Source organism: Dolichospermum circinale AWQC310F, from assembly GCF_000426925.1.
Classification (GTDB): domain Bacteria; phylum Cyanobacteriota; class Cyanobacteriia; order Cyanobacteriales; family Nostocaceae; genus Dolichospermum; species Dolichospermum circinale.
Map to the genome: position 1 here is coordinate 344,146 of NZ_KE384663.1, position 15,970 is coordinate 360,115.

Consider the following 15,970-nt stretch of genomic DNA (forward strand, 5'->3'; position numbering starts at 1 on the left):
CAATAGAACTTACACAGGTGTCACAGTAAATTATATGATCATATCATTTGTTTGTAGTCAGGGCTTTAGCCCTGATAAGTGTTACCATAACTGATCGAAGCTAGGACTTTAGTCCTAACTACAATTTCATCTGTGATGCCAGTTGCCTAAGTCCTGTACAATTTTCTAGCATCCCTAGCTCGGTCTGTGTCAGGGTTAGAGTTGCGGATTTTACAAGTAGAGGAACTGATTTATTTAATTACCCATGACCAATGACAGAACCACTAATTGAATTAAGGGGTATTTCTAAATCCTTTGGTAAGAACAAAGTTTTAGATGATGTTAATTTGAAAATATACCGAGGCCAAGCACTAGGGATTATTGGACCATCGGGAACTGGTAAGTCAACAATTTTACGGGTAATAGCAGGTTTATTAAAACCCGATGCGGGAGAAATTTATATTCAAGGAGTACAAAGGAATGGTTTAATAGAAGATGCTACTGATCCTGTGGGAATTGGGATGGTATTTCAACAAGCTGCCTTATTTGACTCCTTGACAGTCGAAGAAAATATCGGCTTTTTACTTTATCAAAATTCTCAGTTAAAGCGATCGCAAATTCGTGAACTAGTCCGAGAAAAATTAGAACTGGTGGGTTTAGCAGATATTAGTCATCTCTACCCCTCAGAACTTTCTGGAGGAATGCGAAAAAGGGTAAGCTTTGCTAGAGCAATTATGTCTAATCCTCAACGTCCTACAGATAATCCAGAGGTGCTATTATACGATGAACCTACCGCTGGACTTGACCCCATAGCCTCAACTGTCATTGAGGATCTCATCCGCAGTTTACAGCATACCCAAGGAGTTTGTAGTACATACTCCATTGTTACTCACCAAGATAGTACCATTCGCCGTACCTCTGACCAAATAGTATTTCTTTATCAGGGGAAAGTACAATGGCAAGGTACAGTAGCTGCCCTAGATCATACAGAAAATCCTTTGATTAGACAATTTATGAGTGGAAGCGTACATGGACCAATTCAAGTCACGGGCTAAGTACCAAGTAAAGAAAAATTACCAAGCTTACTTTTTTTGGTGGAGGAATAAATGCGAGGTCTAATGAGCGGTTTTACGTCTACACGCATGATCAGGGAAGGTTCTGTAGGATTGTTACTCTTACTAGGGTTAGGCGCGTTTGGAGTAATTTTACTATGGTTGAATAGGCTCACCCCTGGACAAACATCTTATCAAGCAATTGTCGAATTTGCTAACGCTGGCGGAATGCAAAAAGGTTCACCCGTGCGTTTTCGCGGTGTAAAAGTAGGGACTATTATCAGTGTTAAAGCCGGAGCAAATGCTGTTGATGTCGAAATTCAAATTAATTCACCTGATTTAAAGATTCCCAGTAATTCCCTAATTGAAGCCAATCAAAGTGGATTAATTAGCGAAAATATTATTGATATTACACCGCCTGGCGATTTACCTAGAAATATTACCGCTAAACCCCTAGATAAAGACTGTAATCCCAGTTTGATTGTTTGTAATGGTTCTCGCTTAAAAGGTGTAATTGGTATCAGTGTTGACGAAATGATACGTAAATCTTCTGAGTTTGCGGCTCAGTATAGTAGCGAGAAATTCTATAATAATGTTAACCGCACCTTGGAAACTTCTGCCAATGCTGCGGCTAATATCGCGGCTTTAACTAAGGATTTGCAAGGTTTGAGCAAAAGCGTTCGCGGGCAATTAACTGTATTCTCTGATACCGCTACAACGTTGAAAAGCTCCACCAACCAACTAACTGCAACTACAATTACAACAGCGGATCAATTAAGAACCACAGCAAAGGATTTTAGTGTCACATCTAAACAGGCAAATCGTTTACTTAATAACTTAGATAGTCTTGTCACTACGAATCGTTCTTCTCTCGTTGGAACTTTGAATAGTATGACAGAAACCAGTAACCAACTTCGTCAAACAGTGATGAGTTTATCACCGACGATTAATCGCTTAACCCAAGGAGAATTACTGAAAAACTTAGAAACACTCTCAGCAAATGCAGCGGAAGCTTCCGCGAATTTAAAAGATGCTTCTAAAACCCTGAATGATCCAAAAAACATTGTCTTATTACAACAAACTCTAGATGCAGCTAGGGTGACATTTGAAAATACTCAAAAAATTACATCTGATTTAGACGAATTAACGGGTGATCCTAAGTTCCGCCAAAATTTACTACAATTAGTGAATGGTTTAAGTAAACTAGTTTCTTCTAGTAAAGATGTACAAGAGCAGACAAAAGTAGCTGTAACTTTAGACTCTCTTAAAACCACTAGTAACCCGTCCAAGGTAGTAATTACCGCACCTATTCCCGAAAAACAAGTATCAGTAATCAGTCCCGAACTAGAAACACCAAAGAAAGTAGAGACAATTCCCCAACCAGTCCCACAAACACCCAATTCATCTTCAGAACAACTGCTTGAGCAACTGCGAGATTATCAAAAAGACAGACAGAGTAATTCACCACTAACCACCCACTAATTCCAGTCCTCCTCCTCCTTTTTGCCACGACTTTTGTAAATTCCGCCTGTATGATGGATTTGACGGGTTTTTGTAAATAATTCATCCTCCGTCAACCCCCAACGTTGTAAAACCTGATCTAAGTCATTTTGGATGTCTCGCGCACCTGGAAAACCTTGATAGCGGATTTTTAGTCTCGCTAATTCTGATAAATTGTAGTCGTTTGCGTCTTGAGCAAGTAGAATATCAATAAGGGGGCGATCGCGGTTGTAAAGTGGATGTTGTTGATCATTACTATTGGGCTTTTGTGTCATAATCAATACTAGTATAAAGTTGACAACAAATCAACAACTCAAGGGCGAAAAATCTCGATCATTGCTAGTTATCTATTATTATTTAAATAATGACGGCAACTACCCCTTGTCACTTACGGATCTCACTATTGCCATTGAGCTTTAAATAAAGATACATTATCTTTAAGAAAATACAAAAAACTTTAGATAAGGGTGAACTTAATCTCACCCAAAATCCAAGCAGCACGAGGGAAAGAACCCGCTATGTTTGAACACTTCACTTCCGAAGCAATTCGGGTAATCATGTTAGCTCAGGAAGAAGCACGACGACTGGGACACAACTTTGTAGGAACAGAACAAATTCTCCTGGGTTTAATGGGAGAAGGAACAGGTGTTGCTGCGAAAGTGCTGGCTGAGTTGGGTGTCACTCTGAAAGAAGCACGTCGGGAAGTAGAAAAAATAATTGGCCGGGGTTCTGGGTTTGTCCCACCGGAAATTCCTTTTACCCCCAAAGTTAAAAGCCTGTTTGAGCAATCTTTCCGAGAAGCTCACGGTCTTGGACATAATTACATAAACACTGAACACTTATTATTAGGTTTAACGGAGGCCGGTGAAGGAGTCGCGGCCAAAGTATTGCAAAATCTAGGAGTAGATTTACCTGTTATCCGTGCGGCTGTAATGAAGCGTCTGGGTGAAGATACAGCGGTTGTCACTGGTGGGAGAAATAATTCCCAGCGCAATCAAAATCTATCTATAGAGGAGTTTGGTAGAAATCTCACTAAATTGGCTCAGGATGGCAGATTAGACCCGGTAGTCGGTCGTCAACGAGAAATTGAAAGAACGGTGCAAATTCTCGGTCGCAGAACCAAAAATAACCCGGTTTTGATTGGGGAACCTGGGGTGGGAAAAACAGCAATTGCTGAAGGTTTGGCTCAACGGATTATTAATCAAGATGTTCCCGAAATTTTGCTCAATAAGCAGGTAATTAGCCTGGATATGGGTTCTGTAGTCGCAGGAACTCGTTTCCGGGGTGACTTTGAGGAACGCTTGAAAAAAATCATGGAGGAAGTTCGTACCGCAGGTAACATCATCTTAGTTATTGATGAAATTCATACCTTGGTCGGTGCAGGTGGTACGGAAGGCGGTTTAGATGCTGCTAATATACTTAAACCAGCTTTAGCACGGGGTGAACTTCAGTGTATTGGTGCTACTACTTTGGATGAATATCGTCAACATATTGAACGTGATGCAGCATTAGAAAGACGTTTTCAGCCCATTTTGGTAGGTGAACCATCTGTAGCAGAGACTATTGATATTCTTTACGGTTTACGCGGTGCTTATGAACAGCATCACAAAGTCCATATTGCTGATGAAGCGATAGTAGCAGCCGCTGAATTAGCAGACCGTTATATCAGCGATCGCTTTCTACCGGACAAAGCCATTGACTTGATTGATGAAGCGGGTTCTCGGGTGCGGTTACGTCACTCCCGCATTAGCAATAACAAAGAACTCAAACGGGAATTAACCACCGCCACTAAAGCCAAATCTGAAGCTATCAGAGTCCAAGATTTTACTAAAGCTGGTAAGTTACGTCAACAAGAATTATCAATTCAAGCCAGACTTGATTTAGAGGAAAACCAGGAAAGCGTTGACGCTCCCATTGTCAATGAAGAAGATATTGCTCAAATTGTCGCCGCTTGGACAGGTGTTCCCGTTAACAAACTGACTGAATCGGAATCTGAATTATTATTACATCTGGAAGACACTTTACACAAACGTCTAATTGGACAAGAACAAGCAGTTAGCTCCGTTTCTCGCGCTATTCGTCGCGCTCGTGTCGGCTTAAAAAGTCCTAATCGTCCTATTGCCAGCTTTATCTTTTCTGGTCCAACCGGTGTAGGTAAAACTGAATTAGCTAAAGCATTAGCGGCTTACTTCTTCGGTTCAGAAGAATCAATGGTGCGTTTAGATATGTCCGAATACATGGAAAGCCACAACGTTTCTAAGTTGATTGGTTCACCTCCAGGTTATGTAGGATACAATGAAGGCGGACAACTAACGGAAGCTGTGCGGCGCAAACCCTATACAGTGTTGCTATTCGACGAAATCGAAAAAGCGCACCCCGATGTATTTAATATGCTGCTGCAAATCTTAGATGACGGTCATCTTACGGATGCGAAAGGCCGGAAAGTGGACTTCAAGAATACATTAATTATCTTGACTTCTAATATTGGTTCTAAGGTAATCGAAAAAGGTGGTAGTAGCTTGGGATTTGAGTTTGATAACCACGCAGAAGCTAGTTATCATCGGATTCGTAACTTAGTCAACGAAGAACTCAAAGCCTATTTCCGTCCAGAATTTCTCAACCGTGTTGATGATATTATCGTCTTCACTCAACTTAACAAAGATGAAGTCAAGCAAATTGCTGGAATCATGCTGAATGATGTTGCTAGTCGCTTAAAAGATAAGGATATCACCTTAGAAGTGACAGCAGCTTTCCAAGATAAGGTTGTACAAGAAGGCTATGATCCCAGTTATGGTGCTAGACCATTACGCCGCGCTATTATGCGTTTGCTAGAAGATTCTTTGGTAGAAGCAATTTTATCTGGGGAAATAGCTGAGGGAGATAAGGCTATAGTTGATGTAGATGATGATGGTCAGGTAAAAGTCAGAAAGTCCGAAACCCGTGAGTTGTTATTAACTAATGTTGGTTAATTCGGAATTTCTATAATATCGGTAATTTATTTGGTGGGTGACTTGATTGTTAACCCACCTTTTTTATGGTTGTTTATAGAAGAATATGGATAAATGAACCACGAAGAGACGAAGAACACGAAGGAAAAAGGAAGAAAAGAGGTAATCTTATGTTGGAAAATGATATCACACCATGATAATTTTTAGTTAGTTTTGATACAGCATCTTTCTTTTCATTCATAGATAATAATTAAATAGTTAATTGATTTTAATTACCAACGAAACAAAATGACTAATTAGGTTTGGTTCTAATGTCAAATATTTACAATACTCAAGAATTAATTCACATTTTAGCAACTGAACGCCAAGCTTGCTTAAAAGGTGAACGTTTAAAGTTAGAATTAACCGTTTCTGGTAATCCATTAATAGACCAATTTGTCAGAACCGAAGGACTACAAAGATTCGCAGCTTACCAAGATTTTAAAACCTCTATTCATCAATATCAACGAGAAAATCAAGTTTCTGGAATTATCTGGAAAGATATCACTATTAAGAATAAAAATCTCCATTATCCAGAAATTGATCCCGAATTAATTGCTTTAGAAGGTGATTTACAAATATTGAAACTTGCCAAAAATTCTATTTTAGAATTTTGGTATATCACAACAGCAGAAATGGATTTATATTTAGGTTTTAATAATGGTAAACAACATCAAAAAATTACCAAAATAGATATAGAAAGAATTGTCCAAAGAACAGAATGGGCTACTTTATTAAAATGGGAAAACCCGAACTTTTTAGAAATTATCTTACAATTAGGTTGGGGACAACCCCAAGAAGCAGCTTATAAACGGGGAAGACCATTAGCGGGGAGTGATTTTATTCATGCAGTTAATCCAGGATGTTATCCTATTGGTTAATATCAGGATTCTCTAATGAACCGTAGAACCGTCGAAGTTTTTAATCAAGTATTTACCACTGGTTTTGTGTTAAATGTCACTGGTGAGTAAGAAGCGATCGCCTCTTACTGAGATTTTTAATTTTTAGAGTTTTGCTAAAATGTAAAACAAGGAAATATTCAGCTATGACACTTGCTAATTTATCAATTCCTCAACAATATACACTTGATATTGAACCAGAAGGATGTTTAACTTTACCCCAAGAAATCTAAGAAATACTTCATTTAGAATCAGGAGATAGATTAATTTTAACACTTGAAGATAATGGAAAACTCCAATTAGTAAGCCTCAAACAACAAGTTAAAAAATTAAGAGGTTTATTAAAAGATAAATCACCTGATAGAAACTTGGTAGATGAACTCATCCAGGAACGCAGACAGGAGTATTTAAGTGAATAAATCACAGCTTACCGATCAGTTTGTCATACTCTGTGTGTGTTCCAATCCAAAACCAAGAAATGCCGTTTTCGACTTCAACACCCAAAGCACGATAATTTAAACCTGCTCGAACTGACCAATATTTGTTACCTAGCTTTTTAAAATGTAACGATGGATGAGATTTATCAGCCTTGAGCAACTCATAGCATTGATCAGCCGTTTGCTGTACACTTTCAGGGAGGGCATTATAATATTTCCAGAATCGTTGTGTTGTATAGTGCATCAGATTTCGCGGCTATGCCCTGCTTGAAACTCAGCGATCGCTTCTGCTGCTAATGCTTCCAACTTACCATCTGCAATATCACGTTCTATCTGCTCATCCCAAAGTTCATAATCTAGGTTTAAAAACCATTGTCTCAGTTTCTCAAAATCATGAGATGGAAGTGAGAGAATTGCAGTTTCAATTTGTTCAAGCTGTGACATAAATAGTTTTTACCTCTTTATTCTTGAGAAAATTATAGCTTTATTTTGTCCTAGAGTTCTGAATTGATTCAGTGATAGCATACAGCGCGACCTAGGAATCGCTTTATCCAGGGTGTTTTCTATATGGCGGAGTTTACGGCGGCATCTTGCCCGCTAAATATGTACCTCATAACACCGGTAATTGCTGTATGTATGTTATTCATCTGCGAGAAGTTATTGAAGCTATGGGAGGAGAATTGAAAATAACGGCAAAATTCCCTGATGTTGAAGTAACAATTACTAATTTTGAAGATTTGGCAATGGAGACTAATGAGTAGGGTAATCTTTCATCAAAGAATTTATTGCTTAACTTTTCATCAAGGTGTGGGGGTTGGTTGTGGTATTTCGGAAGTAGGAACACCCATATAAAAAAGTAGAAATACTAAAACAAATGCTGCAAATGCTCCTGTGGCTTTAACCTGGGTTTTTGTCCTCATAAAAGGTATTGAAGATTGTAAACCAAGATCACCAGAAACTAAATAACCGGCAATACCAGCAAATGCAGATGCTAAAAATCTCACAATAGCTAAAGCATTACCATTCATACTTCTAGGGTTGAGAATCAGGACGATAAAAGCTATTAATACTGCTAAAGCCATAGCCAAAGCAATACCCCGTTCAGCAGAAGAAATAGGTGGTTGTGGTGGTGGTGGTGTCACAGTAGATTCGCGTGTTTGTGGTGGTTCTATTATCTCACGATTTTGGCGTTTTTGTCTTTCTGCTTCTGATTCAATCCCATTTAGCAGTTCTAGCGCATTAAATGTTTCTGTTAGTCCTTCGGGAATGTAAGGTGAATTTTTATCTGCATAAACCAGTAAATTTTTATAATCTGCAAATATATGAGGATGTCCGGGAATTGGTACTTTTTCTTTCGCATCTAAACCTTTAATAGTTTGATGAATACTATCGAACTGAGAACGAATTATGGCGAGTAACTCTTTGCGGGTGGAACTATTACCACTAATAAAAATAAAGATTTTGCGGTCTTCTTGATCACTTTTTACTAATGCTCGATTTTTATTGTATCTTAATACAATACCACTTCGCCACCAAGTTTTTTTATCTGCTTCATGGTGCATTCTCACAATAAAACGGGAAATAATGCTGCTAGGTAAAATATTATAATGATATTCAAAAGCCAGAACATTCTCCCATTCCCCAGTTGCAGGTTCTTCTTTTGGTAACAAGTCAGGAATGAGATATTTATCTTTATCATCCAAAGGAAAACAGAGTTCAAACCTCTCCATCATTTTGATAATAAATTCTGGCTTATCGTCGGGATATTTAGAATCATCTAAAATTCTTCCTCGTTCTTTAACTGTCAACATACCCCGAAATTCAGTCATTAATAAATTGTCATTGAGAATTTTATAAACACCGTTTGTTACCCATTCTGGATTAAGCACCGGAACACCTTTTAAGCCGAAATCATCTCTAAAATTGAGAACAATACCCAATTGATGCAGCAATTCCATTAAAGTAGATTGTTTAAGTTTTTCATTAATTTTTTCACTCTGGCAAATACCCTCATATTCGTGGTAGAGAATATAGTCCTTTTTCATCTTTTCTAAATGGGTTTTTACCTGAAACCAACTTTTAGGTAAAGGGTCGTTAATGCCTTTTAAATTAGCAAGTTCGCGTTTAATAATTGATAATAAGTCTTCTATACCTTTCCCAGTTTTACAAGAAATAGGAACTATATCTTTAATATTTTCATATTTTTTACGTAATGCAGGTTTATCAAGATCCAAAGGATGCTCATCAGTTTTATTTCCAACTAAAATAATCGGGGAATCACCGCCAAAACTCTGAATAATTTTTAGCCAATATTCTAATCTATTTTGTTGTTCATCCTCACGGGCATTAATTACCAGCAGGTAAAGGCTACGTTTAGTGAGAAAAAATTGGTGGGTAGCGTGCATGATTTCCTGTCCACCAAAATCCCATATATTTAGTCGAATGGTTTGCTGATTAACTTCTAAACGCCAATTTTCAATATTGATGCCGTTGGTTTTGCTTTCGTTGGCATCGAATGTGTTCTTAATCAGTCGTTTAACTAAGGAAGTTTTACCCACAGTTCCTTGACCAACTAGCAATACCTTAGCTTCATTGAGAGGTTGTTGCTCCTCGGTTTGCAGAGAGAAATAGTAGGTGAGAATCTCTGACGGTTTACCTAAGCTATCCCAACTGCTCCCTAAAATTTCTGCGGGAATATTTAGCTGATTCCCACGTAAATCGAGTTTTTTAAGTTGAGATAATTGTTTAATGGCTTCTGGCAATGTTGTCAGTTGATTGTTTCTGAGGTCAAGCACCGTCAGATTGGAGAGTTGGGCAATGGCTTCTGGCAATGTTGTCAGTTGATTGTTACCGAGGTCAAGCCCCGTCAGATTGGAGAGTTGGGCAATGGCTTCTGGCAATGTTGTCAGTTGATTGTTTCTGAGGTCAAGATCCCTCAGATTGGAGAGTTGGGCAATGGCTTCTGGCAATGTTGTCAGTTGATTGTCACCGAGGTAAAGCCCCGTCAGATTGGAGAGTTGGGCAATGGCTTCTGGCAATGTTGTCAGTTGATTGTTTCTGAGGTCAAGATCCCTCAGATTGGAGAGTTGGGCAATGGCTTCTGGCAATGTTGTCAGTTGATTGTTACCGAGGTAAAGCACCGTCAGATTGGAGAGTTGGGCAATGGCTTCTGGCAATGTTGTCAGTTGATTGTTTCTGAGGTCTAATGTAATTTCTTTGTCCCTAGCAGCTTTTTCGATGATTTGCAGCAGTTCTTGATCAGTCATGGCTAGTCACCAACGGAGAAGAAAAAAGACTAGTATGAATCATATAGCATTTCCTAGTCTAATGAACTACAAAATTATCTGTGTTTACCCGCGTCCATCTGCGTTTAATTATTTTCGGTTTATTATAGATGGTAATTAAATGACTCTTACGATCATCTCATCAACTAACCGACTCTTGCGCTTCCCGATACAATCTTTTAGCGATCCGAAATAATTCCTGGCCTGTGTGTAAATAACGTTCGTCATAGCTTAATGGGAAATAAGCTAACTCTTCAATTCCCTCCCCTATTTGACTCATACAGTAGTAAATGTGTGCTGCTGCTGCTGCAAAATTAACAGGATTTGGTAAAGAACGAAACCTGATTTGAGCGTCTTTTAAGTCTTCTCTACAGGATTCTAAATAATCTTGAAATTCGTCTAAAAGAACATCATCAAAAGGATCTGCCGCTAATTCCTCAATTTGTTCTTTTAAAGAATTGAGAATTGTTCCAAGTATCCGATTTACTGGTTTATAAACTAGTTTTAACCATTCTTCAATGTTCTCATCAACATCTTTTCTAACTTTTCTAGTCGCTTTATAATGCTCTTGGGCAGATTCTGAGCGTTTTTGGCGAGTATAATGGGAATTTTTCTGACTATAGCGCAGTTCTTGATCATAATTAAGACGACTTTTACTGTCACTTAAAACTTCATAAGCAGCATTGACACGAATAATTCCTTCATTATCTGTTATTTCTTGATTAATATCAGGATGCAAAATCTTGACCAAGCGGCGATAGGCTTGTTTGATCTCCGCTTGGCTGGCATTATTACTGACTTTTAAGGTATCGTAATGGTTAAAATCGGACATGAATCCAATAGATTGTTAATTGACATTAGTTACTGCTTTCTATATCTTGGAATAAAGGTGTACTTAAGTATCTCTCCCCGAAACTAGGCTGAATCATCACAATTAACCGCTCTCGATTTTCTGGACGTTGGCCTACACGAATGGCTGCACAAAGGGCCGCACCAGTGGAAATTCCCGATAATAATCCTTCTTCCCTTGCTAATTTACGACTATAGGCGATCGCCTCCTCATCAGTAACCGTAATCACCTCATCAATTAATTCTACTTTTAATACCTGAGGAATAAAACCCGCCCCAATCCCTTGAATTTTGTGAGGACCGGGTTTACCACCAGATAATATAGGGCTATTAACTGGTTCTACCGCTACACTGGTAAAACTCGGCTTCCGTTTTTTAATTACTTCCGACACCCCAGTAATAGTACCACCTGTCCCCACTCCCGCCACAATTATATCTACCTGACCATCGGTATCTGACCAAATTTCTTCCGCCGTAGTTTCTCGGTGAATTTGGGCATTAGCCGGGTTACGAAATTGCTGTAACATATAAGAATACGGTGTTCTATCCACTATCTCCTGGGCCCGACGAATCGCCCCACTCATCCCCGCAATTCCCGGCGTGAGTTCCAATTCTGCCCCATAAGCCCTTAACATTGCTCGCCGTTCCGCGCTCATGGTTTCCGGCATAGTTAAAATTAATTTATACCCCATAGCCGCCGCCGCCATCGCCAAAGCAATACCCGTATTTCCCGATGTTGGCTCTACTAAAATCGTCTTCCCCGGAGCGATTAATCCTTCTTGCTCCGCAGCATTAATCATACTTACCCCAATCCGGTCTTTTACTGATGCAGAGGGGTTCATACTTTCCAATTTCACCACAATTCTCGCCACACAACCCAACTCTTGGGGAATCCGGTTTAACTGTACTAAAGGTGTCCGTCCCACCAATTCCGTAATATTTTTGACAATTGCCATGATAAGTTCTTACGTCCTTAAATGTAGTACATGATATCCAACTGCTTTCGGGAATCTCGTTTTTCACAAAGATCCTGAAGTGAATAGTTTTGTAACACTGAATTTGCCGCTTGACGTGCTTCTTGCCAAATTTCCGTCACCACAGTATGATCTAAACTTGTGGGATGAGAATCCTGATCACTTGTCTGCACATCTAAACCTTCCAAACATTCTAAAATATCAAAGATACTAATTTTCCGAGGTTCTCGCGCTAAGAAATAACCGCCCTTTGAACCCCGTTGACTTTTCACTATACCCCCACGCCGCAAACTTGCTAACAGTTGTTCTAAATAACGATCAGGTATCTTTTGTTGCATAGCGATTTGCCGAATTTGCATCGGTTCACCGTTTTCGTAATGAGTAGCCATTTCTAATAACGCCAAAATTGCGTATTCAGATTTACATGATAGTTCCACAAGCAGTAATCCAAGATGAAAGTTGAAGCATGAAGATGAACAAAACCCAACAGTTCCCCTCTTTTCCAGTATACTCCCGTTCTCGACTGGGGTTTTTATTGTCCGTAAAAAAAAACCCCCGCCTCATGGCAGGGTAAAATAATTTTGGCGTTGCTGAATTAAGGTCTGAAAATCAAAAATTTCATTTCTGAAACTCTTAGTTTTCGCGTCTTTCTGCCTCAGCGTCAGACAAATTCATATTTTTGTTCACTAACGCCTAATTTTTCAAGTTATCAGCAGACTTTTAACAGTCTAGAAACTGAAAGTTGTTCTTAGTGTACCGATAAAGGCATCATTGCTATTAGTAGCCTGTCCAGGAGATGTTACCCAAATCACACCAGGAGTTACAGCAATATTGTCTGAAACTTGATATTTGTAAAAGCCTTCAACTTGATATGGTGTCTGACTAGCACCCGCTCTGAGTGAATAGGGTTGAGCGCCACCAAAAATCCCCAAGACGTTACCTTTTTTACCAAAATCCGGTAAGGCTAAACCCGCTCCATAACTCCAAGCTTCTCTACTAACACCAGCGCCTTCGGGAATCACGTCATGGTAGGAAACGAAACCGCTCAGAGACAATTTCTGGCTGGGCTTGATAGCAGCAGAAATACCATAGGAGTTACTAGAGCTAGGACCTGGTACAGTTGGAGTATTAGCTTGTGAAGTACCTACTAAAGCACTACCACCATCAATTGCTGAATCAAATAAGGTGCTACCTGCTTTTTGATAACCATGGACATAGGTAGCAGCTAAAGCAACACGATTACCAACATTAAAGTTTAACTGACCTAAAGCTGCATAATTCCCATCAAATAAGCCATTACTAGGAGTAGGATTATTAGCATTTGAAGCTAAGTAACCTAATGTTAATGAACTTGGTTTTAAGGAATTATTACCCTTTCCAAAGGGTACACTCAATGCAATACCAGAACCACCACCAATGCGATAAATCGGATTTTCAGACGCAAAGGTGGTTAAAGCACCCTTACCACCATCTGTTTTATCAAAGAAGTAAGGATTATTAACAGCCGCATAATCGCTATGTTGTCCACCACTAGCCGCTAGATACACTCTCGCTGGACCTACGGGTGCTTCATAAGTTAACTTGTCAATTTTTACGCTGTTATTATTGGTGCTACCAACTTCAAAGATTTGCTTACCTGCTGCGTTACTACGTATTCCAGCATTAGCAGGATTAATCGGAGCATTTGCATTATCTCGGATATCAAAGGCTGTAGCATTACCAGCGGACAACCGGGTTGTTAACATATCCCTACCGGTAAAGCTGGTTTCCAAGCCTAGACGCACTCTGTTTTGCAAAACTGCGCGGTTTGCTTTACCCGTCTCGTTACCAAAAGTATCGGTAGCAGCAAAAATAGCTTCACCTTTTAACTTAGTGGTAGTGGAGAATTGATTTGCTTCTAATTCAGCAGTACGTCCTTCTAAAGCGTCCACTCGACCGCGTAAAGTTGCTAGTTCGGCGGAAAACTCTTCTTGTAAACGCTGTAATGTTGCTAAATCCTGTTTGGTAACTAGATCAGCTGTTGCTGTGGCAATTAATTCATTTACACGATCCAAACATGAATTTAAACCAGCAGCAAATTCATAACGGCTTAAAGAGCGATTACCGCGAAATGTCCCACTGGGATAACCAGCAATACAACCGTAGCGCTCAACCAAGGACTGTAAGGCTTGAAACGCCCAATCTGTAGGTTGTACGTCAGAAAACTGCGAAACTGATGTTACCTGAGACTGGGAATTATTGTTTTCGTTATTGAAGCGGTTGACTTTAGCTTGAGCTAAAAATTGGGCTGCTTTGGTTTCTTCCACCAATACTTCTGGCTTTTGAGAAACTTCTGTTGCAGAGGAAGTTTCTATTGATGATGTTTCCGTGGTGGTTGTGGTCGCAGCTATCGCTGTTGAAGATAATAACAACGCTGCTCCCAAAGCTGCTGGGCTAACCACCAGGGATTTCCACAAGATATTAGACATCTTTCCTTTTCTCCTCACACCTTACATGAATAAATCAAGTTATCTGTAGCTAATTGCTTAGAAATGCGACATCTTGTTGAAACCTGTGTATTAGGCATGGCTGCCACTGCTACAATTCTAGTTTTCACAAGACTAACAATTGATTAACTAATCATTAAGTTTCTATACAATTAACTTATACAAAAACTCATAGTCATAGGATATAGTTATATTATAACTATTCCTAATGATTAAAATAAGAAGTTATGATGAAGTGACTGTAAATTTTTCTAGTAAACTAGTATAGTTACCTTGAAAAATCAAACTCGCACTTTTTACACTCACATCAAAGCATTCTTATCAACAAACCTCACTAAATAAGCTCTGGCACTAAAAACCGTAGATGAGTTTTTAAACGTACTTTTAATCATAAGTTTTCTACATCATCCCTGATTTTTCGTGATGATTGTTTTGTTTTATCTGTCGAAGCCTATATCTGTGGATGATGGTTTATTGTCTGCAAATGTTCCGCGACGATGTTAGAATCGGCCAATTAACATCTAATCACTGGTTGCTTAAAAATCACTATTTAGTTAAGTGAAAAAATTGCCTACCCTGACAAAAAAAATAAAGGCTATTTCTTGTTTACTTCCGGCAAGAACTAAATTATTTTTATGCAAAGAAAAACTACCCAGAAAAACTATCCGCCCTGATTTAGATTAGAAAATCTAAGTCAGGGCGGTCTAGCGGGTCTTCAAGTTGCAACCAGACTGCCGGAAGGGACTCCGACCTTTAGCCTAGCTAGTTGAGCTTACTTAGTTCTCAAGAAAACTAAGGCTAACTTTTAGAGAACAGCCCCGGCGCACAGCCGGCTAACTGCAACTTGATGACCCATGGTTATACTACTTTCTATCATGGGCATCACCTCCTTATTGCCTAAACGGTCTTAGTCTCAAAAGGCAAAGCAAAAAGCTTTGGGTTTTTTACCTGAAATCACTATAACACAACTACAAAAATTTGCAATACTGAAAATTATATTGTAAAAATAATGTCATCAAAAAACCCTACCTTTAGGTAGGGTTAAGGAAAAACAATTAATTAAAGATGGATTTTATAAAGCGTTACCGCGAGGTAGCACTTCTTCAGGGAATACAAATTGTTCGTGGGGTTGATCTTGAGGAGCCATCCAAGCGCGGATACCCTCATTCAGTAAAATGTTTTTGGTATAGAAAGTTTCAAGCTCTGGGTCTTCTGCTGCCCGTAATTCTTGGGAAACGAAGTCATAAGCCCGCAAGTTTAATGCTAAACCCACAATCCCAACTGCACTCATCCACAAGCCTGTAACTGGTACAAACAACATGAAGAAGTGTAACCAACGTTTGTTGGAGAAAGCAATCCCGAAAATCTGTGACCAGAAACGGTTTGCTGTCACCATGGAGTAGGTTTCTTCAGCTTGGGTAGGATTAAAGGCCCGGAAGGTGTTTGAGCCTTCACCGTCTTCAAATAGGGTGTTTTCTACTGTTGCACCATGAATGGCACAAAGTAAAGCTCCACCTAAGATA

14 protein-coding genes are annotated in these 15,970 nt (G+C 39.3%); 5 read left to right on the plus strand and 9 right to left on the minus strand.

Annotated elements, in window-relative coordinates; translation table 11 throughout:
- Positions 1-251 precede the first annotated feature (251 nt).
- Both ACIR310F_RS0101995 and ACIR310F_RS0102000 read left to right on the plus strand, forming a co-directional pair.
- A complete protein-coding gene (locus ACIR310F_RS0101995) occupies positions 252-1,034 on the plus strand; it encodes an ABC transporter ATP-binding protein (RefSeq protein WP_028082383.1) in 783 nt (260 codons plus the stop codon).
- A 51-nt stretch (positions 1,035-1,085) separates the two neighbouring features.
- Complete coding sequence (locus ACIR310F_RS0102000; RefSeq protein WP_028082384.1) at positions 1,086-2,513, plus strand: MlaD family protein; 1,428 nt, start codon at positions 1,086-1,088, stop codon at positions 2,511-2,513.
- On the opposite strand, the gene ACIR310F_RS0102005 is transcribed toward ACIR310F_RS0102000, so the two are convergent.
- Positions 2,510-2,806 (minus strand): DUF3288 family protein, encoded by a 297-nt coding sequence (locus tag ACIR310F_RS0102005; protein WP_028082385.1) that lies wholly within the window; start codon positions 2,804-2,806, stop codon positions 2,510-2,512. The two genes, ACIR310F_RS0102000 and ACIR310F_RS0102005, sit on opposite strands and share 4 nt — an antisense overlap.
- Before the next feature lie 243 nt (positions 2,807-3,049).
- Here ACIR310F_RS0102005 and ACIR310F_RS0102010 point away from each other — a divergent pair, with 243 nt between their 5' ends.
- Together ACIR310F_RS0102010 and ACIR310F_RS0102015 are read left to right on the plus strand one after the other, a co-directional pair.
- Positions 3,050-5,500 (plus strand): ATP-dependent Clp protease ATP-binding subunit, encoded by a 2,451-nt coding sequence (locus tag ACIR310F_RS0102010; RefSeq protein ID WP_028082386.1) that lies wholly within the window; start codon positions 3,050-3,052, stop codon positions 5,498-5,500.
- Positions 5,501-5,790: 290 nt separating this feature from the next.
- Positions 5,791-6,399: a hypothetical protein gene (locus ACIR310F_RS0102015; protein WP_028082387.1), complete on the plus strand. Its 609-nt coding sequence runs from the start codon at positions 5,791-5,793 to the stop codon at positions 6,397-6,399.
- Positions 6,400-6,837: 438 nt separating this feature from the next.
- Here the strand turns inward: ACIR310F_RS0102015 and ACIR310F_RS0102025 are convergent, their stop codons facing one another.
- Positions 6,838-7,098, minus strand: a complete 261-nt coding sequence (locus tag ACIR310F_RS0102025; protein ID WP_028082388.1) for a ParE family toxin-like protein — start codon at positions 7,096-7,098, stop codon at positions 6,838-6,840.
- Positions 7,098-7,298, minus strand: coding sequence for a hypothetical protein (locus ACIR310F_RS0102030; RefSeq protein WP_028082389.1), 201 nt, complete (start codon positions 7,296-7,298; stop codon positions 7,098-7,100). The genes ACIR310F_RS0102025 and ACIR310F_RS0102030 overlap by 1 nt, the downstream gene beginning before the upstream one ends.
- 188 nt (positions 7,299-7,486) lie before the next feature.
- Here ACIR310F_RS0102030 and ACIR310F_RS27235 point away from each other — a divergent pair, with 188 nt between their 5' ends.
- Positions 7,487-7,615 (plus strand): hypothetical protein, encoded by a 129-nt coding sequence (locus tag ACIR310F_RS27235; protein ID WP_035367426.1) that lies wholly within the window; start codon positions 7,487-7,489, stop codon positions 7,613-7,615.
- Positions 7,616-7,654: 39 nt separating this feature from the next.
- Here ACIR310F_RS27235 and ACIR310F_RS21275 read toward each other — a convergent pair whose 3' ends face one another.
- From ACIR310F_RS21275 to ACIR310F_RS0102065, 6 genes are all read right to left on the minus strand, one after another.
- A complete protein-coding gene (locus ACIR310F_RS21275) occupies positions 7,655-10,120 on the minus strand; it encodes a COR domain-containing protein (RefSeq protein ID WP_051289443.1) in 2,466 nt (821 codons plus the stop codon).
- A 160-nt stretch (positions 10,121-10,280) separates the two neighbouring features.
- Entirely contained in the window at positions 10,281-10,970 is a 690-nt protein-coding gene (locus tag ACIR310F_RS0102045) for a J domain-containing protein (RefSeq protein WP_028082390.1), read from the minus strand.
- Positions 10,971-10,995: 25 nt separating this feature from the next.
- Complete coding sequence (gene cysK, locus ACIR310F_RS0102050) at positions 10,996-11,943, minus strand: cysteine synthase A (protein ID WP_028082391.1); 948 nt, start codon at positions 11,941-11,943, stop codon at positions 10,996-10,998.
- Positions 11,944-11,960: 17 nt separating this feature from the next.
- Positions 11,961-12,398, minus strand: coding sequence for an RrF2 family transcriptional regulator (locus ACIR310F_RS0102055; protein WP_028082392.1), 438 nt, complete (start codon positions 12,396-12,398; stop codon positions 11,961-11,963).
- 291 nt (positions 12,399-12,689) lie between these two features.
- Complete coding sequence (locus ACIR310F_RS0102060) at positions 12,690-14,429, minus strand: iron uptake porin (protein WP_028082393.1); 1,740 nt, start codon at positions 14,427-14,429, stop codon at positions 12,690-12,692.
- A gap of 1,090 nt (positions 14,430-15,519) precedes the next feature.
- The coding region (locus ACIR310F_RS0102065; protein ID WP_028082394.1) for a hypothetical protein at positions 15,520-15,970 on the minus strand (451 nt) is incomplete at its 5' end.